Genomic DNA, 24,283 nt, shown 5'->3' on the forward strand with positions numbered 1-24,283 from the left:
CCGGGGACGCCGATGGATTAGTCCGATATGGATTTTTACGATTGACTCAGAACAATAATGCAACCGCCATTGTCCTGCGTTAGACCTTGCCTTGCGTGCCCTGTTGGAGTCCGCCTAAGCTTCCCTGGCCCTTCACCGGGCTAATGATAATGCGAGGAGAGGAACCATGGTCGAGGTTGTGATCGCCGGCGCCGCCCGGACGCCGATCGGGTCGTTCAACGGCGCGCTCAGCAGCGTGCCGGCCCATACCCTCGGCGAGGTGGCCATCCGCGAGGCGCTGTCCCGCGCCCGCACCGATGCGGCCGAGGTCGACGAGGTGGTGCTGGGCCAGATCCTCAGCGCCGGAGCCGGCCAGAACCCGGCCCGCCAGGCGGCGGTCAAGGCCGGCATCCCCGTGGAGAAGACGGCCTACGGCATCAACCAGCTCTGCGGCTCCGGCCTGCGCGCCGTGGCCCTGGGCTTCCAGGCCATCCGGCTGGGTGATGCCCGCATCGTCGTCGCCGGCGGGCAGGAAAGCATGAGCCAGTCGCCCCACACCATGCATCTGCGCGGCGGCACCCGCATGGGCGACGCCACGCTGGTCGACACCATGCTCAAGGACGGGCTGATGGATGCGTTCCACGGCTACCACATGGGCATGACCGCCGAGAACGTGGCGGAGAAGTGGCAGATCACCCGCGAGGAGCAGGACGCCTTTGCCGCCGCCAGCCAGCAGAAGGCCGAGGCCGCGCTGAAGGCCGGCCGCTTCAAGGACGAGATCGTCCCCGTCACCATCGCCGGCCGCAAGGGCGACGTGGTGGTGGACACCGACGAATATCCCAAGGCCGGCAGCACGGCCGAGGCCCTGGCCAAGCTGCGCCCCGCCTTCAAGAAGGACGGCACGGTCACGGCCGGCAACGCCTCGGGCATCAATGACGGCGCCGCGGCGCTGGTGCTGATGGGCGCCGACGAGGCGGCGCGGCGCGGCATCACCCCGCTGGCCCGCATCGTCTCCTGGGCCACGGCCGGCGTCGATCCGGCGGTCATGGGCTCCGGCCCGATCCCGGCCAGCCGCGCCGCCCTGAAGAAGGCCGGCTGGGGTGTCGACGACCTCGACCTGATCGAGGCCAACGAGGCCTTCGCCGCCCAGGCCCTGGCCGTGAACAAGGATCTGGGCTGGGACCCGGCCAGGGTCAATGTCAATGGCGGCGCCATCGCGCTGGGTCACCCCATCGGCGCCTCCGGCGCCCGTGTGCTGACCACCCTGCTGTTCGAGATGCAGAAGCGCGATGCCAGGAAGGGTCTGGCCACGCTCTGTATCGGCGGCGGCATGGGCATCGCGCTCTGCGTCGAGCGCGGGTAAGGGATGGAGACGGCGCGGTCCGGCCAGGCCGGGCCGCGCCCCCGTCTCCTGCAGGTGCGCTGGCAATCCAGCCCAAAAGCCGGCTATGCTTTTTCCAGGAAAACGGCCCGCCACTGATCGGGCCATCCATCCAGCCTCGGGGGGAAACACATGGAGAATAAGGCGCGCGTGGCCGTGGTGACCGGCGGGACCCGCGGCATCGGTGAGGCGATCTCGGTGGCCCTGCGGGATGCCGGCTACAAGGTGGCCGCCAACTATGGTGGCAACGCGCAGGCGGCGCAGGAATTCACCGAGCGCACCGGCATTCCCGCCTACAAGTTCGACGTGGCCGATTACGAGGCGGTGCGGGCCGGCATCGCCCAGATCGAGCAGGATCTGGGTCCGGTGGATGTGCTGGTCAACAATGCCGGCATCACCCGCGACGGCGTCATGCATCGCATGAGCGCGGAGCAGTGGGCGGCGGTGATCCAGACCAACCTGACCAGCTGCTTCAACACCTGCCGCGCCGTCATCGACAGCATGCGCACCCGCAATTTCGGCCGCATCGTCAATATCGGCTCCATCAACGGTCAGGCCGGCCAGTACGGGCAGGTGAACTACGCGGCCGCCAAGTCGGGTCTGCACGGTTTCACCAAGGCCCTGGCCCAGGAGGGGGCCGCCAAGGGCATCACCGTCAACGCCATCGCCCCCGGCTATATCGACACCGACATGGTCCGCGCCGTGCCGCCCCATGTGCTGGAGAAGATCGTGGCCAAGGTGCCGGTGGGCCGCCTGGGCAAGGCGGAGGAGATCGCCCGCGGCGTGCTGTTCCTGGTGGCGGACGAAGCCGGCTTCATCACCGGCTCCACCCTGTCCATCAATGGCGGCCAGCATATGTACTGAGGCCGGGGACGGGCGCACCATGACCATTGGTGCGCCCCTCCATCCCCGGGTCGGGGTCGGCTGCATCGTCTGGAAAGGCGACCGGCTGCTGCTGGTCCGCCGCGGCAAGCCGCCCGGCTATGGCGAATGGTCGCTGCCCGGCGGCAGCCAGGAACTGGCGGAGACTCTGTTCGCCGCCGCCGAACGCGAGGTGTGGGAGGAAACCGGGGTCCGGGCCCGTGCCACCGCCGTGCTGACCGCGGTGGACAACATCGTTCACGACACAGACGGTGCGCTGCTGTTCCATTACACCATCGTCAATGTGCTGGCCGACTGGCTGTGCGGCGATCCCGTGGCCGCCGACGATGTGCTGGACGCCCGCTGGGCCACCCTGGAGCAGGCGGACGGGCTGGTGGCCTGGGACCCTCTGCGCCAGGTCCTGCATCTGGCCGCGGCCCGCCGCGGCTGACGGTCCCTCCCGGCCGGTTGAACGCCGCCGGACTGGGCGCGGCAAAGAAGATCCTGGACGGCTTACCCCCGACGGCGCCACAGTGGAGCGGACGATCGGCACAGACATGATCCGGCCGGTTGCAGCCTTGTCCCCGGATCTGCAGACCCGCTTTCTTATGAAACCGCGCCTTGTCACGTCGCTCTTCGTCCTGGCGCTGCTGCTGCTGGCGGGCTTCGTCCATATCGGCATGTCCTGGTATGTGGAAGGACAGCTGGCCCGCGACGCGCAGGCCCGCCTGTCGCTGCTGTCCGACACGTTCCGGACCTCGATCGACCGCGTCAGCGGCCTGCCGGCCCTGGCCGGGGCCACGGTCGATGTCAGGACCCTGCTCCAGCGCCCCGATGACGAGACGGCCCGTGCCGCGGCCAATGTCCTGCTGCAGCGGATGACCCGGGAGAACGGTCTCGATGCCGTTTTCGTGCTGGATTTCCGCGGTGTGACGCTGGCATCCAGCAATTTTGCGGAAACCGGCAGCTATATCGGCGGCAATTACAGTTTCCGCCCCTATTTCCGCATCGCGAAGGAGACAGGTTCGGGTTCCTATTATGGTGTCGGTGTCACCACAGGCCGGCCCGGCTATTTCCTGTCGTCGCGGATTCAATTCGGCCCCGGTCCCCAGGATTTCGGCGTCATCGTTGTGAAGACCGTGTTCTCACGGCTGGAGGCCAGTTGGGCCGATGGCGGGGAACGTGTGCTGGTAAGCGATGCCGACGGTGTCGTCTTCCTCAGCAGCACCTCCAGCCTGCGCTACCGGCCTTTGGCGGAATTGTCCCCGCAGGTGCGGGCGCTGCTGGACGCGGAACACCGCTACGCCACCAACCCCATCGGTGCCACGATCGACCTGCGCCGGGAATTTCCGCCCAGTGTGATCTCCTCGCGCGAGATTGACGGCACATCCTGGAAAATCACCACGGTGCTGCTGCGCAGCTCGCGGGACTGGCAGCCGCCGACGGCGGCCCTCACGGTCTTCCTCGTCGGTCTCGTCACGCTGCTGACCATCGTGACGCTGAAGCAGCAGAGCGATCGCCACAAGGCCGACCGCCGGACCAAGCGCGACCTCGAGATCCGCGTCGCCGAACGCACCAGCGAGCTGGTGAGTGCCATGTCGCTGCTCGAAGCGGAGATCATCGAGCGGCGCAACGCCGACGCCGCCCTGCACAAGGCCCGTGATGAGCTGGTCCAGGCGGCGAAGCTGGCGTCGATGGGGCAGGCGTTCGCCGGCCTCGCCCATGAGGTCAACCAGCCGCTGGCGGCGCTGAAGACCTATCTGTCGAGCACCCGGCTGCTGCTGTCGCGGGGCGACACGGACAGCGCCGTCGCCAACATCGGCATCATGGACGAGACGGTCGAACGTCTGGCCCGGCTGACCGGCAGCCTCAAGCACCTGTCGCGCCGCAGCGACCACCGCCGGGAAGAGATCGATCTCGCCGAAACGGCGCGTCGCATGATCGAACTGATGAAGTTCCGCATCCGCGATGCCGGCACCACGGTTGGTGGCGCCTATGATGCGCCGGTGCTGGTCGATGCGGACCCGGCCCGCATCGAGCAGATCATTCTCAACCTGTTGAAGAATGCCATCTATGCCGCCAAACGGTCGGTCCGGCCCGAGATCGTCGTCATTGCCGATATCCGGGACGGGTACGCCCATCTGGGCGTTGGCGACTATGGCGCCGGCGTGCCTGAAACCGCCCGCGCCCGCCTGTTCGAACCCTTCTTCACGACCAAGGAGGTGGGTGAGGGGCTTGGGCTCGGTCTGGCGATCAGCTATGCCATCGCCCAGGAGCATGGTGGTGCGCTCCGCTATGAGCGCACGGCCGAGGGCCAGACCTGGTTCCATCTGTATCTTCCGGTGAAGACGACCATTGTGGCCCAGGAGCAGCACACGTGACCGAGATGCTCGGAACCGTCTTGGTGGTGGATGATGACGAGATGCTTCTCGGCGCATTGGCGCAATGGCTGACCCTGTCCGGGTTCAACACCTTGACGGCGGCCAATGCCGATGCCGGCGTCACGTTGCTGCAGGCCCATCCCGTCGATGCCGTGCTGACCGATGTGCGCATGCCCGGACGCTCGGGCATGGATCTGCTGCGCACCCTGCGGGACAGCAGCCCCGATCTGCCCGTGGTGCTGCTGACCGGCCATGGTGACGTGCCGCTGGCCGTCGAGGCGCTGAAGCTCGGGGCCTTCGACTTCCTGACCAAGCCGCATGATCCGGAACGGCTGATCGCGACGCTGCGCAACGCCTGCACGCAACATGTCCTGACACGCCGCCTGCACGCCGCGGAAGCCAGGCTGGGTGGCCAGGACGCCGTCTCCACCTGCATTCTCGGGCAATCCGCTGCGATGCTGAAGCTGAAGGACGAGGTGCGGGCACTGCTGGATGCACCGCTCGATATCCTCATCCGCGGGGAGACCGGCACCGGCAAGGAGGTCGTCGCGCGTGCCCTGCACGATTGCGGGCCGCGTCGCACCAAACCCTTCGTCGCCATCAACTGCGCGGCGGTTCCGCACGAGATTTTTGAAAGCGAACTCTTCGGTCATGAGGCCGGGGCCTTCACCGGCGCCAAGACGCAGCGCGTCGGCAAGTTCGAGTTCGCCAATGGCGGCACGGTCTTCCTCGACGAGATCGAGAGCATGCCGTTGGGGGCCCAGGCCAAGGTGCTGCGCGTGTTGCAGGAACGGGTGATCGAACGTGTCGGTTCGAACCGCCTGATCCCCATCGATGTCCGGGTCGTCAGTGCCGCCAAGCTCAAGCTGCGGGAAGCGGCGGGCGAAGGCAGTTTCCGGGAAGACCTCTATTACCGGCTGGCCGGCTACGAGATCGATATTCCACCGCTGCGCCAGCGCGGCGACGACGTCATCCTGCTGTTCACCCAGTTCGCCACCGCCTGTGCCGAGCGTGCCAAACGCCGCCCGCCCGAGCTTACGCCGGCTCTGGTTGCGACCCTGCTGAACCATCCCTGGCCCGGCAATGTGCGCGAATTGAAGAGTGCGGCCGAGCGTTTCGGCCTTGGCCTCGGTCTGCATCTCTGTGGGTGCGCCACCCCGGCCGTCGCCGAGATGCGCAGCCTTGACAGCATGTTGGATGATTATGAGCGTAGCCTGATCCTGGCGGCGCTGAACCAGAGCGAAGGTTCGATCGCCGGGGCCATGCAGATCCTCGATGTCCCGCGACGGACGCTGAACGAGAAGATGCGCCGCCTGAGCATCGAGCGCGCCGCTGCCCGCGCCCATCCCCCCGGCGAGGCATGACGATTGCGGGAGGGGCCGCACATCGGCCCCGGTCCGCGGTAGAAAACCAGACGGATGACATGGAACAGCCGGCGCCGGCAGGCAGGCACCGGAAGCCCGTCGGCGCCCCCGGGGGACAGGCCCGGGAAAATCTCTGCAAATAGAATCCAGATTTCCGCCAGACCCGAGCCGGCGGACAGGCTGTTTTCCGCGCATGAATTCGGTCGTATCGGCAAGAACTTGCCGATTTTTGCGACTTGATCTGGATCAAACATGTAAGACATTGATTTGTATGCATGTTTTTCGGTGGCATGGCCACGCCCTGGCATCCTCCTTGCTGATATCTCCTCGGAAAGCGTGAACCGGTTTCCTCGATCGAGATGAAGAACGCACGTTCTGAAATCCCGGACGAAAACAACGCTTATCCTCGAAATGCTGGATGATCCACTTCGATAGAGACGAAGAGGAAACGAAATCCTGTGCCTGGCGAGGATTTGGCAAGGAGATGCGCCATGCAGTTCTTATCCCCTGCCGAGCCAAGATCGAATAAAAAGCTCGGAATCCTTCTTGCGTCTTTCCTCGTATTCATTTGCATCATGCTGATGCCGACCCCTGTGGGTCTCTCGACCGCCGGTCAGGCCGCTCTGGGTGTGCTGGCCATGGTGGTCATCATCTGGATCAGCGAATGCGTCTCGCCAGCCGCCAGCGCCATCATCCTGGTCGGCGTAGCCGCCCTTGGCCTGATCGGCACCATGATGCCGGATGGCAAGGCGCCGCTGACCTCCGCCCAGTCCCTCAATCTGATGCTGGGCGGGTTCTCGTCGTCGGCCGCGATCCTGGTGGCGATGGCGCTGTTCCTCGCCGTTGCGCTCAAGCATACCGGGCTTGATAAGCGCATCGCCCTCATCATCATGAATGCGGTCGGCGTGTCCCCGCCCCGGCTGCTGTTCGGCGCCATGCTGGTCGGCTTCGTCCTGGCGCTGTTCGTGCCCTCGGCCACGGCGCGCGTGGGTGCTGTCATCCCCATCATGGTCGGCATCGTCGCGGCCCTTGAGATGCCGATCAACAGCCGGCTCGGCGCGGCGCTGATGATCGTCACGGCCGAGGTCTGCTCCGTCTTCAACATGGGCATCAAGACGGCGGCGGCGCAGAACCTGATCAGCCTCGACTTCATGCAGAAGACCTTCGGCCACACCTACACCTGGGGTGAGTGGTTCATCTACGCCCTGCCCTTCACCATCCTGATGTGCGTGGCGCTGTTCTTCGTGACCCTGTTCGTCCTGCGCCCCGAAGCCCCGGAGCCTGAGGCCGCCAAGGTCAGAATCCGCCAGCAGCTGGCCGAACTCGGCCCGCTGTCGCCGGCCGAACTCCGCCTGATCCTGGTTGCGGTCGCTCTGCTGTTCCTGTGGTCGACCGAAGGCTGGCTGCATCCGCTCGACACCACCACCACCACGCAGGTCGGCATCGCACTGCTGCTGATGCCCCGCATCGGCGTCATGAACTGGTCGCAGGCGGAAAAGCTGGTGCCGTGGGGAACCGTGATCCTGTTCGGCGCCGGCATCTCCCTGGGGCTGCTGCTGTCGAAGACCGGAGCCGCTGCCTGGCTGGCCAATATCAGCCTGGGTCAGCTGGGCCTTGCCGACAAGCCGATCTGGATCGTGATCGCCCTGCTGTCGGTCTTCAGTGTGGTGCTGCATCTCGGCTTCGCCTCGGCCACCGGACTGGCCAGCACCCTGATCCCCATCGTCATCGCCTTCACGCAGTCCCTGCCCGTCGACAAGTCCACCATGTTCGGCATCGTCTTCGTCCAGAGCATGGTCGTGTCCTTCGGCTTCATCCTGCCGCCAAACGCGCCGCAGAACATGCTCTGCAACGCCACCGGCGCCTTCAACACCACGCAATTCGTCAAGGTCGGCCTGACGGTCACCATCATCGGGCTCCTGCTGGTGGCCCTGCTGTCGGTCACCTACTGGCCCCTGCTCGGAGTACTCTGATCATGTCCGGTTCCATCGGCATTGTCGGCGCCGGCCTCGTCGGTTCGGCCGCCGCCTATCTCCTGACGCTGCTGCCTGGTGGCGGTGATGTGGTCCTCGTCGATATCGACCGGAACCGCGCCGAAGCCGAGGCCCAGGATATCGCCCACGCCGCTGCGTTCGGCATCGGCTGGCACGTCCGCTCCGGCACATTCGAGGATCTGGCCGGTTCCGATCTCGTCGTCGTGACCGCCGGTGCCAGCCTGAAGCCGGGCCAGACCCGGCTCGATCTGGCCAAGACCAACACCGGCATCGTGATGTCGATCATCGAACAGGTGCTGAAACATGCGCCTGAGGCCATCCTGCTGCTGGCGACGAACCCGGTGGATGTGATGCCCGCCATCGCCGTCGAACGGTTCGGCCTGAAGCCGGGCCGTGTCATCGGCACGGGCTGCGCGCTGGACAGCGCCCGGTTCCGCGAGCGGCTGGCACGGCATCTCAATGTCGCGGCGCCGTCGGTCAGCGCCTATGTGCTGGGCGAACACGGCGACTCCGAAGTGCTGCACTGGAGTGCGGCCCACGTGGCCGACATGCCGCTCGACCATTTCGCCCAGTCCATTGGCCGTCCCATCGACGCCACTCTGCGGGAAAGCATCACCCAGGAGGTCCGCACATCCGCCTATCGCATCAAGGTCGGCAAAGGTGTGTCGAATTTCGGCATCGGTGGCTGCATTGCCCGGCTGGCGCGGGCCATCCTCGCGGATGAGCAACTGGTCTTCAGCGTCTCGACCTACCTGGACGAGGTCCTCGATGTGGAGCGGACCTGCATTTCGCTGCCGCATGTGCTCGGCCGCAACGGCGCGTCGCGCCCGCTGATGCCTGCACTCGACGCATCGGAGCGTACGGCCCTCCAGTCCAGTGCCCGCGTGATCCAGAGCGCCATCGCTTCCAGCCTCGCCGCCTGACCCTGTCCGGCGCTGCCCCGCTCCGGCCTCCACAGGGGAGCGCCGGGCGGCACCGGCCCCAGCCAACGGATGCATCGCAATGAATATTCATGAACACCAAGGCAAGGCCCTGCTGAAGACGTTCGGGCTGCCCGTTTCCGCCGGCTATCCGGCCTTCACGCCGGCCGAGGCCGAACAGGCGGCCGGGGCGCTGCCCGGTCCGCTTTATGTGGTGAAGTCGCAGATCCACGCCGGTGGCCGTGGTAAGGGCAAGTTCAAGGAACTGCCGGCCGCCGCCAAGGGCGGCGTGCGTCTGGCCAAATCAGTGGAGGAGGTGCGGGCCTTCGCCGAGGAGATGCTCGGCAGGACCCTGGTCACGGCGCAGACGGGGCCGGCCGGCAAGCAGGTCAACCGCCTGTATATCGAAGACGGGTCCGACATCGACAAGGAATTCTACCTGTCGATGCTGGTCGATCGCGGCACTTCGCGCATCGCCTTCGTCATCTCCACCGAAGGCGGCATGGATATCGAGAAGGTCGCGCATGACACGCCGGAGAAGATCGTTTCCTTCTCCATCGATCCGGCCACCGGTTACATGCCGCATCACGGGCGCGCCATCGCCCGGGCGTTGGGCCTGACGGGCGATCTCGCCAAACAGGCCGAGGCGCTGGGCCGCAACCTCTACACCGCCTTCGTCGCCACCGACATGGCGCTGTTGGAGATCAATCCGCTGATCGTGACCAAGCAGCAGCGGCTCAACCTGCTGGACGCGAAGATCAGCTTCGATTCCAACGCCCTGTTCCGCCAGCAGAGCATTCTGGCACTGCGCGACGAGTCCCAGGAGGACCCGAAGGAGATCGAGGCCTCCAAGCACGACCTCGCCTACATCGCCCTGGACGGCAGCATCGGCTGCATGGTCAACGGCGCCGGCCTGGCCATGGCCACGCTCGACATCATCCAGCTCTATGGCGAGGCGCCGGCCAATTTCCTGGATGTGGGCGGCGGTGCGTCCGAGGAGAAGGTCACCGCGGCGTTCCGCATCATCGCCGCCGATCCGAAGGTGAAGGGCATCCTGGTCAACATCTTCGGCGGCATCATGAAGTGCGATGTCATCGCCCGCGGCGTGGTCGCGGCCATGAAGACCGTCAACCTTCAGGTTCCGCTGGTGGTCCGCCTGGAAGGCACCAACGTCGAGGACGGCAAGACCATCATCCGCGACAGCGGCCTCAACGTCATCCCTGCCGACGACCTGGACGATGCCGCCCAGAAGATCGTCAACGCCGTCCGGAGCTGAAGGAGCGCCAGATGTCCATTCTGATCGACAAGAACACCAAGGTCATCTGCCAGGGCTTCACCGGCAAGACCGGCACCTTCCATTCCGAGCAGGCCATCGCCTACGGTACACGGATGGTCGGCGGCGTGGCTCCGGGCAAGGGCGGCCAGACGCATCTGGATCTGCCGGTCTTCGACTCCGTCGCCGAAGCGGCGGCCAGGACCGGCGCCGACGCCACCGTGATCTATGTGCCGCCCCCCGGTGCCGCCGATGCCATCTGCGAGGCCATCGAGGCGGAAATCCCGCTGATCGTCTGCATCACCGAGGGGATTCCGGTGATCGACATGGTGAAGGTCAAGCGCGCCCTGTCGGCATCGACCTCGCGTCTGATCGGGCCGAACTGCCCGGGCGTCGTCACTGCCGGACAGAGCAAGATCGGCATCATGCCGGCCAATATCTTCAAGCCGGGTTCGGTCGGCATCGTCTCGCGTTCCGGCACGCTGACCTACGAGGCCGTGTTCCAGACCACCCGGGAAGGGCTGGGCCAGACCACCGCCGTCGGCATCGGCGGTGATCCGGTCAAGGGCACCGAATTCATCGACATGCTGGAGATGCTTCTGGCCGATGAGAAGACGGAGTCGATCATCATGATCGGCGAGATCGGTGGTTCGGCCGAGGAGGATGCGGCGCAGTTCATCAAGGACGAAGCCAGGCGAGGGCGCAAGAAGCCCATTGTCGGCTTCATTGCCGGCCGGACCGCCCCTCCGGGCCGGAGGATGGGCCATGCCGGGGCCATCATCTCCGGCGGCAAGGGGGGAGCCGAGGACAAGATCGCGGCGATGGAGGCGGCCGGTATCGCCGTCTCACCTTCGCCGGCGCGCCTCGGGAAGACCCTCGTGGATCTGCTGAAGCGCTGACAGGCCACGTCCGCCCCGCAGCACCGGCGCGGGGCGGATCGCCCTCACAGGGAGAGAACCGTTCAGGTTCGTGATACGCCATGACACAGACACCGATTTCCACCCTTCCCGCCGAAGATCTCGCCTGGCTCGAGAATCTCCGCGCCCGTTACCTCCGTGATCCCGCTTCGGTCGATGCCAGTTGGCAGGCCGTGTTCGCCGAAATGGACGCCGCCGGCGAAACGGTGGTCAGCGGCCCGTCCTGGGGCCGGTCCGACTGGCCGCAGGTCGCCAAGGGCGACCTGGTCTTCGCGCTGGACGGCAACTGGCCGGCGGTCGAAGCCCCTGCCAGACAGAAGCCAGCGGCCAACGGCGCGGTGCCGTCCTTCGAGCAACTGGCCGCCGCCGCCCATGACAGTGTGCGCGTGGCCAAGCTGATCCGCGCGTACCGGACCCACGGCCATCTGCTGGCGGATCTCGATCCGCTGAGCCTTGCCGCGCCACGCGACCATGCCGACCTGCATCCGGAGACCTATGGCTTCGGCCCGGCCGACCACGACCGTAAAATGTTCGTCGGTGGTGCCCTTGGCTTCGATACGGCGACGCTGGGTGAAGTCCTGGCGCGGCTGCGCAGCCTCTATTGCCGCGCGCTCGGCTTCGAGTTCATGCACATCGCCGATCCGCAGGAAAAGGCATGGCTGCAGGCGCGGATCGAGAATCCCGTCCGGCTTGACCGCCCGTCCGCCGAGGAGCGGCGCGGCATCTTCGCGACACTGGTCCGGGCCGAAGGCTTCGAGAAATTCCTCGACCTGAAATACCCCGGCACCAAGCGCTTCGGTCTCGATGGCGGTGAGACGCTGATCCCCGCCCTGGAGGAGATCATCTGCACCGCGGCCGGTCTGGGCGTGAAGGAGGTCGTGATCGGCATGCCCCATCGCGGTCGCCTCAACGTGCTGACCCAGGTCATGGGCAAGCCGCACCGCGCCATCTTCCACGAGTTCGCCGGCGGTTCCTTCAAGCCCGACGGGATCGAGGGCTCGGGCGACGTGAAGTACCATCTCGGCGCGTCGATGGACCGCAGCATCGGTGACGCCAATGTCCACTTGTCGCTGTCGCCCAACCCCTCGCATCTGGAGGTGGTCGACCCGGTGGTGCTGGGCCGCAGCCGCGCCAAGCAGGACATGCTGGCCGATACGCTGATCGCCGACGACATGCCGGCGGAGAAGCGGGCGGCGGTGCTGCCGGTGCTGATGCATGGCGACGCCGCCTTCGCCGGCCAGGGCATCGTGGCCGAGTGTTTCGGCCTGTCCGGCCTGCGCAGCTTCACGGTTGCCGGCTCGGTCCATGTGGTCGTCAACAATCAGATCGGTTTCACCACCAACCCCTATTGCTCGCGCTCCTCGGCCTATCCGTCGGACGTGGCCAAGGTGGTGGAGGCACCGGTCTTCCATGTGAACGGCGATGATCCGGAAGCGGTCGTCTTCGCCGCCCGGCTGGCCATCGAATTCCGCCAGACCTTCCACAAGCCTGTGGTGATCGACCTCGTCTGCTATCGCCGCTTCGGCCACAATGAGGGCGACGAGCCGAGCTTCACCCAGCCGCTGATGTACCGGAAGATCCGGTCGCAGCAGACGACGCTGGAGCTTTATGCCGCCCGGCTGGAAGCCGAGGGCGTGATCGGCGCCGGCGAGTTCGAGGCGGCGCGGGCCGCCTTCAAGGAGAAGCTCTCCGCCGATTTCGACGCGGTCAAGAGCTTCAAACCGAACAAGGCCGACTGGCTGGAAGGGCGTTGGGCCGGGCTGAAGGCCGTGCCGTCCGACAGCATGGGCGAGGCGCGCCGCGGTGTCACCGGCGTCGCCGCGGGCCGCCTGCGGGAGATCGGGCAGCGGCTCACCGCCGTGCCGGAGGGCTTCCAGCTGCACAAGACCGTGGCCCGCATGCTGGACAACAAGCGCCAGATGATCGAGACGGGCGCCGGCATCGACTGGGCCACCGGCGAGGCGCTGGCCTTCGGCTCCCTGCTCGATGAAGGCCAGTCCATCCGGCTCTCGGGCCAGGATTGCGAACGCGGCACCTTCAGCCACCGCCATGCCGTCCTGACCGACCAGGAGACGGAGGCGCGCCACATCCCGCTGAAGCATATCCGTCCAGGTCAGGCCCGCTTCGAAGTCATCAACTCGATGCTCTCGGAAGAGGCGGTGCTGGGCTTCGAATACGGCTACTCGCTGGCCGAACCCGGCGCGCTGACGCTGTGGGAAGCGCAGTTCGGCGATTTCGCCAACGGTGCCCAGGCCATGTTCGACCAGTTCATCTCCGGCGGCGAGCGCAAATGGCTGCGCATGTCCGGTCTGGTCTGCCTGCTGCCGCACGGGTACGAGGGCCAGGGACCTGAGCATTCGTCCGCCCGTCTGGAGCGTTACCTCCAGCTCTGCGGCGAAGACAACATGCAGGTGGCCAACTGCACCACGCCGGCCAATTACTTCCATATCCTGCGCCGGCAGCTGAAGCGGGATTTCCGCAAGCCGCTGATCCTGATGACGCCGAAATCGCTGCTGCGTCACAAGCGCTGTGTGTCCCAGCTGGCCGAATTCGCCGAGGGGACGAGCTTCCATCGTCTGCTCGACGATGATGCCGCCCGGCGTTCCGGCGAGGTGATCCGTCTTGTTCCGGACGAAAAGATCCGCCGCGTCGTCCTCTGCTCCGGCAAGGTCTATTACGACCTCTATGAAGAGCGGGAGAAGCGGGGCATCGACGATGTCTATCTGTTGCGGGCCGAGCAGCTCTATCCCTTCCCGCTGGAGCCGCTGACGCAGGAACTGAAGCGGTTCCGCAATGCCGACCTGGTCTGGTGCCAGGAAGAGCCGAAGAACATGGGCGCCTGGACCTTCGTCCAGCCCCATCTGGAAGAAGCCTTGGCGCGGGCCGGGGCCAAGGCGGGCCGCCCGGCCTATGCCGGACGTCCGGCCAGCGCGTCCACGGCGGCCGGCACCATGTCGGCCCACCAGGCGCAGCTGCGCGCCTTCCTCGAGGCCGCATTCGCGGCGTGATGCCTGGCGGCGCGCCCCCGGGCGCGCCGCCCTCTTTCCTCCGCGCCAGCGCGCGCAAGACAATCTGGATCGAAACGATGTCCATCGAAATCCGCGTACCCGCCCTGGGTGAATCCGTTACCGAGGCGACGATCGGCCGCTGGTTCAAGAAGCCGGGAGAGGCCGTGAAGCTCGACGAGCCGCTGGTCGAGCTGGAAACCGACAAGGTCACGCTGGAGGTCAATGCACCGGCCGCCGGTGTGCTGGGTGAGATCCTGGTGAAGCAGGGCGACACTGTCGGCGTCAACACCTTGCTGGGCTCGCTCAATGCCGGCGCCACGGCGCCGACGGCCGCATCGAAGCCTGTCGCGGCACCGGCCGCAGCCCCAGTCAGTGTCCCGGCCGCGGTCCCGGCTGCCGCCGCACCGGTGGCGAAGGTCGCAGACAATGGTCCCGCCGTGGCGCGCTTGGTTGCGGAGAGCGGCATCGCCCCCGCCTCGGTCGCGGCCTCCGGCAAGGATGGCCGCGTCACCAAGGGGGACATGCTGGCCGCCATCGCCGCCCGCCCCGCCGCCGCCCCGGCGCTGGTCCGTGTGCCATCGCCCGCGAACGACGGTGCGCGTGAAGAGCGCGTGAAGATGACCAAGCTGCGCCAGACCATCGCCCGCCGCCTGAAGGAGGCGCAGTCGACCGCGGCCATGCTGACGACCTTCAACGAGGTCGACATGTCGGCGGTGATGGCGCTGCGCAACCAGTACAAGGACGTGTTCGAGAAGAAGCACGGTGTGAAGCTGGGCTTCATGGGCTTCTTCGTGAAGGCCTGCGTGCAGGCGCTGCGGGAGGTGCCCGCCGTCAATGCCGAGATCGACGGCACCGACATCATCTACAAGAATTACTACCATGTCGGCGTGGCCGTCGGCACCGACAAGGGCCTGGTGGTGCCAGTGGTGCGCGACGCCGACACCCTGTCCATCGCCGGTGTCGAGAAGGCCATCGGCGATTTCGGCAAGCGCGCCCGTGACGGCCAGTTGAAGATCGAGGAGATGCAGGGTGGCACCTTCACCATCTCCAACGGCGGCGTGTACGGCTCGCTGATGTCGACCCCGATCCTCAATGCGCCGCAATCGGCGATCCTGGGCATGCACAAGATCCAGGAGCGGCCGATCGCGGTGGCCGGCAAGGTCGAGATCCGGCCGATGATGTATCTGGCGGTCTCCTACGACCACCGCATCATCGATGGCAAGGAGGCGGTGACCTTCCTCGTGCGCATCAAGGAGATGCTGGAGAACCCGGCCCGGCTGGTGCTGGACCTCTGAGCGGCCCCCCCGTCACCGCCCGGGCGCCTCCGCCCCCTGCTCCACGTCCCCGGCCGGCTGTCCGCTCAGCGGGCGACCGGTCGGGGTCAGCCCGGCTCCGGCCGGGTCTTACGAGGCTTCTGACATGTCCTATGATCTCGTCGTCATCGGCACCGGACCCGGCGGCTATGTGGCCGCCATCCGGGCCGCCCAGCTCGGCCTCAAGGTCGCCGTCGTCGAAAAGCGGGCCACCCATGGTGGCACCTGCCTCAATGTCGGCTGCATCCCGTCCAAGGCGTTGTTGCACGTCTCCGCCCTGTTCGAAGAGGCATCGCGTGCCTTCCCCGGTCTGGGCATCGGCATCACCCCGCCCCGGATCGACCTGAAGCAGATGATGGCTCATAAGCAGGAGACCATCGATGCCAACGTCAATGGTGTCGGCTTCCTGCTGAAGAAGAACAAGATCGAGGCCTTCCAGGGCGTCGCCTCGATCCCGGCGACCGGCGCGGTCCTGGTCACGGCGGCGGATGGCACCACCCGTACCCTGGAAACGCGGGCCATCGTCATCGCCACCGGATCGGAAACGGCGGCCCTGCCCGGCGTGGTCATCGACGAGAAGACCGTCGTTACCTCCACCGGTGCGCTCAGCCTGGCGGCCGTGCCGAAGGAACTGGTGGTGATCGGAGCCGGTGTCATCGGCCTGGAGATCGGGTCGATCTGGAAACGCCTTGGCGCCAAGGTGACCGTGGTGGAGTATCTCGACCGCATCCTGCCGGGCATGGACGGCGAGGTGGCGAAGCAGTTCCAGCGCATCCTGGAAAAGCAGGGCTTCAGCTTCCATCTCGGCAGCAAGGTCACCGGGGTCGAACTGGGCAAGAAGGGTGGTGCCACCGTCACGCTGGAACCCGCCGCCGGCGGTGCCGCGCAGACGCTTTCGGCCGATATCGTGCTGGTGGCCATCGGTCGCCGTCCCAACACCGATGGTCTGGGTCTCGACAAGGCCGGGGTCGTGACCGAGCGCGGCCGCATCGTCATCGACGATCATTTCCGCACCAGCGTCCCCGGCATCTATGCCATCGGCGATGTGGTGCGCGGGCCGATGCTGGCGCACAAGGCCGAGGACGAGGGCGTGGCCGTGGCCGAGATCATCGCCGGCAAGCATGGCCATGTGAACTACGATGCCATTCCCGGTATCGTCTATACGGCGCCGGAGGTGGCAGCGATCGGCCGGACCGAGGAGGAGCTGAAGGAAGCCGGCATCGCCTACAAGGTCGGCAAGTTCGCCTTCTCGGCCAATGGCCGCGCCCGCGCCATGAAGCATACCGACGGCTTCGTGAAGATCCTGGCCGATGCGGCCAGCGACCGTGTGCTGGGCTGCCACATCATCGGCCCCCATGCCGGGGACCTCATCGCCGAGGTCACGGTGCTGATGGAGTTCGGCGGCTCGTCCGAGGACCTGGCCCGCACCTGCCACGCGCATCCGACCCTGGCCGAGGCCGTGAAGGAGGCGGCACTGGCCGTCGACAAACGCGCCATCCATATGTGACGCGCACCATCGCTGTCGCCTCCGGCCGGGAGACCTTCCTGCCGGGGGCGGCCCGAGGGGCTGGATGCGGACAGGGATGTGGGGCCGGAGGATGGCGACGGCATTCGCGATGAATGGCGGTGTTGGTGGATCCCAAAACACCAACGGCGGCCAGTGGCCGCCGTTCTCTTTTGTTCTCTGGGCTGGAACGGAGTTGGTACGAGTTGGTACGGGTGAGTTGGTATTCCCGTTCCGTTCTTCTCACCCAACCCTACGCTAAGCCCTTGAAAATAAAGTGGTGCCCCAGGCCGGACTCGAACCAGCACGCCCTTGCGGGCAACAGATTTTGAGTCTGCCGCGTCTACCATTTCGCCACTGGGGCACCGGGCGCTGTGGACGCGGGCGGATCATAGCGGCTGCCGGCCGCCATTCAACGGAAATCTGGCGGGTGCTCCGCTGAGAACACCGGATGGACAGACGGGGCCGAATGGTCGCGGCGGGGACGCTTCCGCTGCGGCGCGGGATGGCCTATTTTGACGGACATGATCGACCGCATCCTCGCCCTGCTCGCCGCGCCCCGCCTGCCTGTGCTCGGGTTCATCGGCATCTGCGTGGCCGCCCTGGCGACCGCTTTCATCGCCGAATACGTCTTCGGGCTTTTGCCCTGCGAGATGTGCATCCTGGAACGCTGGGCCTATGCCGGCACCATCGGCGTGCTGCTGCCCGGCCTGACCATGGCCGACCGGCCCCAGGCGCGCAGCTTGGTCCTGGCCCTGGGCGCTCTGGGCTTCCTGGTGGGGGCGGTGCTGTCCTTCATCCATGTGGGCATCGAGCAGCATTGGTGGCAGGGCTTCACCGGCTGCACCGCCGATGTCAGCATCGGCGGCGGCCTGGACGATCTGCGGAGCCAGATCCTGGCGGCGCCGGTGGTGCGCTGCGATGATGTGCCCTGGTCGCTGTTCGGCATCTCCATCGCCGGCTTCAACCTGCTGGCCACAGTGGGGCTGACCGTGGCCGCCGCCCTGTCCGCCATCCTGACCCTGCGCTGTGGCCGGGGGCGGGGGGCGTGAGCGCCGGGACGCCGCCCCTGGTCCGGCCCGCCCGCCTGCCCGGCGATCCTGACCGGCGCACGGCCCTGCACCGCGTGATCCGTGTCGATCAGGCCGGGGAGTATGGCGCCGCCCGCATCTATGCCGGCCAGATCGCCGTGCTGGGCAAGGGGCGGCACGGGGCCGTGCTGCGCCATATGGCGGCCCAGGAGCGGGTGCATCTGGACGAGTTCGACCGGCAGATCCGCCGCCGCCATGTGCGGCCGACGCTGTTGCAGCCGGTCTGGCATGTGGCGGGTTTCGCCCTCGGCGCCGTCACCGCCCTGCTGGGTGAGCGGGCGGCCATGGCCTGCACCGTCGCGGTGGAAGAGGTGATCGACGGCCATTACGCCCATCAGGCCGAGTCGCTGGGCGACGACGAGCCTGCGCTGAAAGCCACCATTGCGCGTTTCCGCGCCGAGGAGTCGGAGCACCGGGATATCGGTCTGGCCAACGGGGCCGAGCTGGCCACGGGCTATCCGCTGCTGTCCGCCCTGGTGAAGGCGGGGTCGCGCGCCGCCATCTGGCTGTCGCAGCGGGTCTGATCCGGATTTTAAGATCGCGGTGTGAAGCGAGACGGGGAAAGGCTACCCGGTCTCCAGCTCCGTGTCCCAGTAGAGGAAGTCCCGCCAGCTTTCATGCAGGAAGTTGGGCGGGAAGGCCCGGCCGTTTTCCTGAAGCTCATAGGCGGTGGGCTGGAAGGGCGGCTGCATCGGGTGCATGCCGCACTGGTGCGGCAACCGGCTGCCCTTGAGAAGATTGCACGCGGAGCAGGAGGTGACGACGTTTTCCCAGCTGGTGCGCCCGCCGCGGCAGCGGGGAATGACATGGTCGAAGGTGAGTTCCGGGGTGGGAAAACTTCGACCGCAATATTGACAGGTGAAACTGTCCCTGAGGAAAACGTTGAATCTTGTGAAAGCCGGCCTTCGTGTCGCAGGTATGTATTCTTTTAAACTGATGACACTGGGGAGCCGGATTTCCGAATTCGGAGACCGGATGGTTCTGTCATAGACCGAGATGATATTGACCCGGTCAAGGACAACAGCTTTCACCGCCTCCTGCCACGACCAAAGCGACAGGGGGAAGTAGCTGAGCGGACGGAAGTCCGCGTTCAGCACCAAAGCCGGACAACTCTCAAGTGGTGGAGACAACGCCCACCCCCTTTGCCGTTCCGTCGGTGCCCGACCGGCGCCTGCTGCACGCCAGGCCGGAACTGGCGCCCTTTTTACGCGCTAATCCGTGCCCTGTCCATGACCGGCTTATCTCTCGGCGCAAATGTCACGCCGCCGTCATATTTCGTCGAGACGCAAGGGCTGGTGGTCCTGCTTGATATCAGCTACTCCCCCTGGGAGGTGTCACCGCAGATGCCGGGTCAGGAACTGTCCGGCCCGCGTGATGCCGTCCTCGTCCAGGGCATGGTCCAGACCGGGCTGCACATGCAGCGTCACGGGAATACCGTCCTGTTCCAACGCCTGTGCGGCCAGCATCGAGGCGGCGACCGGCACCACCCCATCCGCCTCGCCATGCAGCAGCAGCACCGGTGGCCGCGACCGGATCTGCGTGGGCAGAAGTTCTGGCCCGGCCAATGCCCCGGAGAAGCCGACGACCGCGCCCAGCGGCTCGGGCAGGCGCGGGGCCAGATGCAGGGCCAGCATGGTGCCTTGCGAGAAGCCGACCAGGGCGATCTGCGACCAGGACAGTCCCAGCGCTTGCCGTTTCCGTTCCAGAAAGCCCTGCAGCACCGGCGAAGCGGCCTGTACCCCGGCGGTCAGGCTGGCCATGGTCCAGTCGCGCAGGGAGAACCATTGCCGGCCATAGGGGGCCATGTCACAGGGGAAGGGGGCGTGGGGCGACAGGAAGCCGGCCTGCGGCAGCAGCGGCGCCCAGGCGTCGGCCAGATCGATGAGGTCGTGTCCGTCGGCGCCCAGCCCGTGCAGCAGCACGACAAGCTGGCGGGTGGGGCTGCCATCGGCCGGCGTGCGCGCCGGGCCGGTCAGGTCGGGGCTGGACAGGTCGAATCCGGATTGGTCGGAACTGGGCATGCTCATGCGGCAAGCGTCCCCCGTGGCGGGCGGCCCTGTCAATCCGGGCATGCGGGTGCTAGATCACGGACCATGTCCACCCCCCGTTTCCCGGCCCCTGCGCTCACCGTCACCCGGTTCGCGCCCAGCCCCACCGGTTATCTGCACCTGGGCCACGCCCATTCCGCCCTGTGCGGCTGGACGGCGGCGCGGCATGTCGGCGGGCGGTTCCTGCTGCGCAGCGAGGACATCGACCCGGCCCGCTGCCGCCCGGACTTCGAGGCGGCCCTGCAGGTGGATCTGGCCTGGTTGGGGCTGGACTGGGATGGGCCGGTGCGGCGCCAGTCCGAGCATATGGCCGACTATGCCGCCGCCCTGGACCGCCTGCGCGCTTTGGAGGTGATCTATCCCTGCTTCTGTTCGCGCCGGGAGATCCAGGAGGAGATCGCCCGGGCCGGCAACGCCCCGCACCTGACGGTGGCGGGACCGGACGGACCGCTCTATCCCGGTACCTGCCGCCACTTGCCGGCCGGTCTGGTACAGGACCGGCTGGCGGCGGGGCAGCCCCATGCGCTGCGCCTCGACGTGGCCGCCGCGCTGCGCCTGACCGGGCCGCTGGTTTGGCACGACCGCGCCGCCGGGACAGTGGTGGCACAGCCGGGCCTGTTGGGTGATGTGGTGCTGGCCCGCCGCGATGTGCCCACCAGCTATCATCTGTCGGTGACGGTGGATGATCATCTCCAGGGTGTGACCCTGGTCACCCGCGGCGTCGATCTGTTTCACGCCACCCATCTGCACCGGCTGCTGCAGGCTCTGCTGGGGCTGACAGTGCCGGACTATCATCACCATGCCCTGCTGACCAACGCCGACGGTCGGCGCCTGTCGAAACGTGACGGGGCCACGGCGTTGCGGGTCTTGCGACAAGCCGGACACAGCGCGGCGGAGGTCCGGGCCATGGCCGGCTTTCCCGGCTGATGGCCGTGGCAAGACCGTGACACTTCAAAAGACTATACAAATTTGGCAATGCGCCCGGCCATGGATATGCTATCCACCTTGATTATGCCCGACGTTCCCATGCTCGATCATTTCCGGCGGCTTGTCCGCGATACGACCATCGACGACAACACCTTGTTGTCGACGGATTACTTCAACCATTTCAATGAAGTGATCATGCTTCTCTCGATGCTCGGCGATATGCCGGACATGCTGGAGGAGATCCGGGCCTGGCAGCCCAAGACCTATCGTGAGCATTTCGCCGCGTCGGGTCTGGCCTTCGCGCCGCTGGCCATCGAGGCCTATGAATATGTGCCGGCAGAGTTCCGCGTTCCCTTCGATGCCAATACCGATGAGATGAATGCCCTCATCGCCGAGGCGGTGGAGGTGCTGGACGGCATGAAGGACGATCCGGACATGCTGGGTTTTACCGCCGCCGATTACTGGCAGCGGTTGCAGCGTCTGGTCGATAAGGGCAGCGCCATCGTCCATGGCTCGCTGCCCCAGGCCAGCCTGGACCAGAGCGAGATCGACGCCCTGTTCTGATTCCGGGCCGTCCCCGGTGCTGGCCCGGTGCTGGAGGGATGCCGTCTGCCCGCCCTCGTGGTCGCTGTATGCCCGCCAAGCATTGATCGCCCCCGACCAAGGTCGGGGCTGTAATCTGGACAGTCCTGACCGACCCTGCCGTCATGGTGCAGTGTCCGCAGCGCCGGACCATAGGCCCGGAAAGGGCCGATACTGCCCCTCTGGCAAGAACTGCCTGGACTGGGAGGGTCAATGTCCAATATTTCCATGACGGCCAATGCCGAGCCGGCACCGATGACCCGCGAAGAGAAGCGGGTTATCTTCGCCTCATCCTTGGGGACGGTGTTCGAGTGGTATGATTTCTATCTCTACGGATCGCTGTCCGCGGTCATTGCCGCCCAGTTCTTCTCGGGCGTCAACCCGACGGCGGCCTTCATCTTCGCGCTGATGGCCTTCGCCGCCGGTTTCGCCGTGCGTCCCTTCGGTGCTCTGGTGTTCGGCCGTCTGGGTGACATGATCGGCCGCAAATACACCTTCCTCGTCACCATCCTCATCATGGGCCTGTCCACCTTCATCGTGGGCATCCTTCCCAATTACGCCGCCATCGGCATCGCCGCCCCGATCATCCTGATCGTGCTGCGTCTGCTGCAGGGCCTGGCGCTGGGTGGCGAGTATGGCGGTGCCGCCACCTATGTGGCCGAGCACGCCCCCCATGGCCGCCGTGGCAATTACACGGCCTGGATCCAGACCACGGCGACGTTGGGCCTGTTCCTGTCGCTGCTGATCATCATGGGCTGCCGCCTGTCGATGTCGGCAGAGGCCTTCAACGACTGGGGTTGGCGCATCCCCTTCCTGGTCTCGATCCTGTTGCTGGGCATCAGCGTCTGGATCCGGCTGATGCTGAATGAAAGCCCCGCCTTCGTGAAGATGAAGGAGGAGGGCAAGCACTCCAAGGCGCCGCTGACCGAGAGCTTCGGCCAATGGTCGAACCTGAAGGTCGTGCTCCTGGCTCTGTTCGGTCTGGTCGCCGGTCAGGCGGTGGTCTGGTATACCGGCCAGTTCTACGCCCTGTTCTTCCTGACACAGACGCTGAAGGTCGATGCGCAGACGGCAAACCTGCTGATCGCCGGTGCCCTGCTGATCGGTACGCCCTTCTTCATCATCTTCGGCAGCCTGTCCGACCGCATCGGCCGCAAGCCGATCATCATGGCCGGCCTGGCCCTGGCGGTGATCACTTACTTCCCGCTGTTCAAGGGGATCACCCACTTCGCCAATCCGGCCCTGGAACAGGCCATCGCCAGTGCGCCCGTGGTCGTGGTCGCCGATCCCGAAAACTGCTCGGTCCAGTTCAACCCGGTCGGCACCTCGAAGTTCACCACCAGCTGCGACATCGCCAAGGCGGCCCTGGTGAAGCGCGGTGTGCCCTACAGCAACCAGGCGGCGCCGGCCGGCAGCGTGGCCGAGATCCGCGTCGGCCAGACGGTCATCCCGTCCTATGACGCTTCCGGCATTGCCACCAAGACCGAGGTCAATCTCAGCCATGGTCCGGGCCATGCTCCCGCGGCCGACCCCAAGGCTGCCGGTGCCGCCTTCGAGACGAGCCTGGGCGACGCGCTGAAGACCGCCGGCTATCCCGCCAAGGCCGACCCCAGTCAGATCAACCACATCGGTGTGCTGGCGCTGCTGGTCGTCCTGGTCATCTATGTGACCATGGTCTATGCCCCCATCGCCGCCATGCTGGTGGAGATGTTCCCCACCCGCATCCGCTACACCTCGATGTCGCTGCCCTATCACATCGGCAATGGCTGGTTCGGCGGCTTCCTGCCCACCACCAGCTTCGCCATCGTGGCGGCCACCGGCGACATCTATTCCGGCCTCTGGTACCCGATCGTGATCGCCGCCGCGACCTTCGTCATCGGCATGCTGTTCGTGCGTGATACCAAGGACGTGGACATCTACCAGCACGATTGAGGCGGCTGGAACCGCCCTGTTCCCCCTTGGCGGGCGGGTCGAACCCGCCCGCCTTTTTCTTTCCCGCACCGGCCGGGATCACGCCGGGCTTGCCAAGGCCGATGGGAGCGGCATCATGCGGTCCTGCTGCGACTTCATGATCGGTGAGAGTTCCGCGATGGCGTTCCGCATCCTGGTCGCCGACGACCATCCGCTGATGCGGGCGGCCCTGCATCAGGCCGTCGGGCAGGCTCTGCCCGGCGCGGAGATCGTTGAGGCCGCCCGTTTCGAGGAGGTGGAACAGGCCCTGTCCCACGGGGCCGGTTTCGACACTGTGCTGCTGGACCTGCACATGCCGGGCATGAACGGCCTGATCGGGCTGGTGCTGCTGCGCAGCGAATATCCGGCCACGCCTGTCATCGTCGTATCCGCGCAGGAGGATGGCACCACCATCCAGCGGGCCATGGATTACGGTGCGTCCGGTTTCGTGCCGAAATCCGCCCCCATCACCCAGATCGGAGAGGCCATCCGCGCGGTTCTGGATGGTGCCATCTGGGTTCCGGCCGCTGAATCCCCCCCCCAAGCCGACGAGGCCGATCTGGCAACCCGTGTCGCCGGCCTGACACCGCAACAGCTGCGGGTGCTGGCCGGCATCGCCGAGGGCAAGCTGAACAAGCAGATCGCCTATGAGATGGGCGTGGTCGAAACCACGGTGAAAGCCCATGTCACTGTGATCCTGCGCCGGCTGGGTGTGCACAGCCGTACCCAGGCCGCCCTGGTCGCCAGCCGGCTGGCCCTGGCGCCGCAGGCCGAGGGCTGATACCGGCCG

At 66.4% G+C, this 24,283-nt stretch carries 20 protein-coding genes and 1 tRNA gene; 18 read left to right on the plus strand and 3 right to left on the minus strand.

Annotated features, from left to right (window positions below):
* Positions 1-166 precede the first annotated feature (166 nt).
* From DK368_RS07780 to lpdA, 12 genes are all read left to right on the plus strand, one after another.
* Positions 167-1,342: an acetyl-CoA C-acetyltransferase gene (locus tag DK368_RS07780; RefSeq protein ID WP_114393356.1), complete on the plus strand. Its 1,176-nt coding sequence runs from the start codon at positions 167-169 to the stop codon at positions 1,340-1,342.
* A gap of 150 nt (positions 1,343-1,492) precedes the next feature.
* Complete coding sequence (phbB, locus tag DK368_RS07785) at positions 1,493-2,224, plus strand: acetoacetyl-CoA reductase (protein WP_114393357.1); 732 nt, start codon at positions 1,493-1,495, stop codon at positions 2,222-2,224.
* Between the two features lie 19 nt (positions 2,225-2,243).
* Entirely contained in the window at positions 2,244-2,672 is a 429-nt protein-coding gene (locus DK368_RS07790) for an NUDIX hydrolase (RefSeq protein ID WP_114393358.1), read from the plus strand.
* A 157-nt stretch (positions 2,673-2,829) separates the two neighbouring features.
* A complete protein-coding gene (locus tag DK368_RS07795; RefSeq protein ID WP_162305926.1) occupies positions 2,830-4,602 on the plus strand; it encodes a sensor histidine kinase in 1,773 nt (590 codons plus the stop codon).
* A gap of 5 nt (positions 4,603-4,607) precedes the next feature.
* Positions 4,608-5,966, plus strand: coding sequence for a sigma-54-dependent transcriptional regulator (locus DK368_RS07800; protein WP_114393460.1), 1,359 nt, complete (start codon positions 4,608-4,610; stop codon positions 5,964-5,966).
* Between the two features lie 491 nt (positions 5,967-6,457).
* Positions 6,458-7,939 (plus strand): SLC13 family permease, encoded by a 1,482-nt coding sequence (locus DK368_RS07805; protein ID WP_114393360.1) that lies wholly within the window; start codon positions 6,458-6,460, stop codon positions 7,937-7,939.
* 2 nt (positions 7,940-7,941) lie between these two features.
* Positions 7,942-8,883, plus strand: a complete 942-nt coding sequence (locus DK368_RS07810; RefSeq protein WP_114393361.1) for a lactate/malate family dehydrogenase — start codon at positions 7,942-7,944, stop codon at positions 8,881-8,883.
* Between the two features lie 79 nt (positions 8,884-8,962).
* Positions 8,963-10,156, plus strand: coding sequence for an ADP-forming succinate--CoA ligase subunit beta (gene sucC / locus DK368_RS07815; protein WP_114393362.1), 1,194 nt, complete (start codon positions 8,963-8,965; stop codon positions 10,154-10,156).
* A gap of 11 nt (positions 10,157-10,167) precedes the next feature.
* Positions 10,168-11,052, plus strand: a complete 885-nt coding sequence (gene sucD / locus DK368_RS07820) for a succinate--CoA ligase subunit alpha (RefSeq protein ID WP_114393363.1) — start codon at positions 10,168-10,170, stop codon at positions 11,050-11,052.
* A gap of 80 nt (positions 11,053-11,132) precedes the next feature.
* On the plus strand, positions 11,133-14,078 hold the full coding sequence (locus tag DK368_RS07825; RefSeq protein ID WP_114393364.1) for a 2-oxoglutarate dehydrogenase E1 component: 2,946 nt from the start codon (positions 11,133-11,135) through the stop codon (positions 14,076-14,078).
* 77 nt (positions 14,079-14,155) lie between these two features.
* The gene (gene odhB / locus DK368_RS07830) at positions 14,156-15,373 is read left to right on the plus strand and encodes a 2-oxoglutarate dehydrogenase complex dihydrolipoyllysine-residue succinyltransferase (protein WP_114393365.1); all 1,218 of its coding nucleotides are present in this window, start codon (positions 14,156-14,158) and stop codon (positions 15,371-15,373) included.
* 124 nt (positions 15,374-15,497) lie between these two features.
* On the plus strand, positions 15,498-16,898 hold the full coding sequence (gene lpdA, locus DK368_RS07835) for a dihydrolipoyl dehydrogenase (RefSeq protein ID WP_114393366.1): 1,401 nt from the start codon (positions 15,498-15,500) through the stop codon (positions 16,896-16,898).
* A gap of 275 nt (positions 16,899-17,173) precedes the next feature.
* On the opposite strand, the gene DK368_RS07840 is transcribed toward lpdA, so the two are convergent.
* Positions 17,174-17,259: transfer RNA gene (locus DK368_RS07840), tRNA-Leu, on the minus strand.
* A 160-nt stretch (positions 17,260-17,419) separates the two neighbouring features.
* Here DK368_RS07840 and DK368_RS07845 point away from each other — a divergent pair.
* Entirely contained in the window at positions 17,420-17,947 is a 528-nt protein-coding gene (locus DK368_RS07845; protein WP_114393367.1) for a disulfide bond formation protein B, read from the plus strand.
* Positions 17,944-18,510 (plus strand): demethoxyubiquinone hydroxylase family protein, encoded by a 567-nt coding sequence (locus DK368_RS07850; RefSeq protein ID WP_114393368.1) that lies wholly within the window; start codon positions 17,944-17,946, stop codon positions 18,508-18,510. The genes DK368_RS07845 and DK368_RS07850 overlap by 4 nt, the downstream gene beginning before the upstream one ends.
* Positions 18,511-18,552: 42 nt before the next feature.
* Here the strand turns inward: DK368_RS07850 and DK368_RS07855 are convergent, their stop codons facing one another.
* Both DK368_RS07855 and DK368_RS07860 read right to left on the minus strand, forming a co-directional pair.
* Positions 18,553-19,086, minus strand: coding sequence for an HNH endonuclease (locus DK368_RS07855; protein ID WP_420818888.1), 534 nt, complete (start codon positions 19,084-19,086; stop codon positions 18,553-18,555).
* 234 nt (positions 19,087-19,320) lie between these two features.
* Positions 19,321-20,013 carry an alpha/beta hydrolase gene (locus DK368_RS07860; RefSeq protein ID WP_240002389.1) on the minus strand — a complete coding sequence of 231 codons (693 nt, stop codon included), beginning with the start codon at positions 20,011-20,013 and terminating at the stop codon, positions 19,321-19,323.
* 66 nt (positions 20,014-20,079) lie between these two features.
* Between DK368_RS07860 and gluQRS the strand changes: the two genes are divergently transcribed.
* The 4 genes from gluQRS (at position 20,080) to DK368_RS07880 (ending at position 24,274) form a co-directional block, all read left to right on the plus strand.
* Positions 20,080-20,961, plus strand: coding sequence for a tRNA glutamyl-Q(34) synthetase GluQRS (gene gluQRS / locus DK368_RS07865; RefSeq protein ID WP_114393370.1), 882 nt, complete (start codon positions 20,080-20,082; stop codon positions 20,959-20,961).
* 99 nt (positions 20,962-21,060) lie between these two features.
* Positions 21,061-21,525, plus strand: a complete 465-nt coding sequence (locus DK368_RS07870) for a hypothetical protein (RefSeq protein WP_240002390.1) — start codon at positions 21,061-21,063, stop codon at positions 21,523-21,525.
* 231 nt (positions 21,526-21,756) lie between these two features.
* On the plus strand, positions 21,757-23,475 hold the full coding sequence (locus tag DK368_RS07875) for an MFS transporter (protein WP_114393372.1): 1,719 nt from the start codon (positions 21,757-21,759) through the stop codon (positions 23,473-23,475).
* A gap of 115 nt (positions 23,476-23,590) precedes the next feature.
* Positions 23,591-24,274, plus strand: a complete 684-nt coding sequence (locus tag DK368_RS07880) for a response regulator (protein ID WP_240002391.1) — start codon at positions 23,591-23,593, stop codon at positions 24,272-24,274.
* Positions 24,275-24,283: the final 9 nt, after the last annotated feature.

The sequence above is a fragment of the Oleisolibacter albus genome (assembly GCF_003336875.1).
In the GTDB taxonomy this organism is placed as follows: Bacteria; Pseudomonadota; Alphaproteobacteria; order Azospirillales; family Azospirillaceae; genus Niveispirillum; species Niveispirillum album.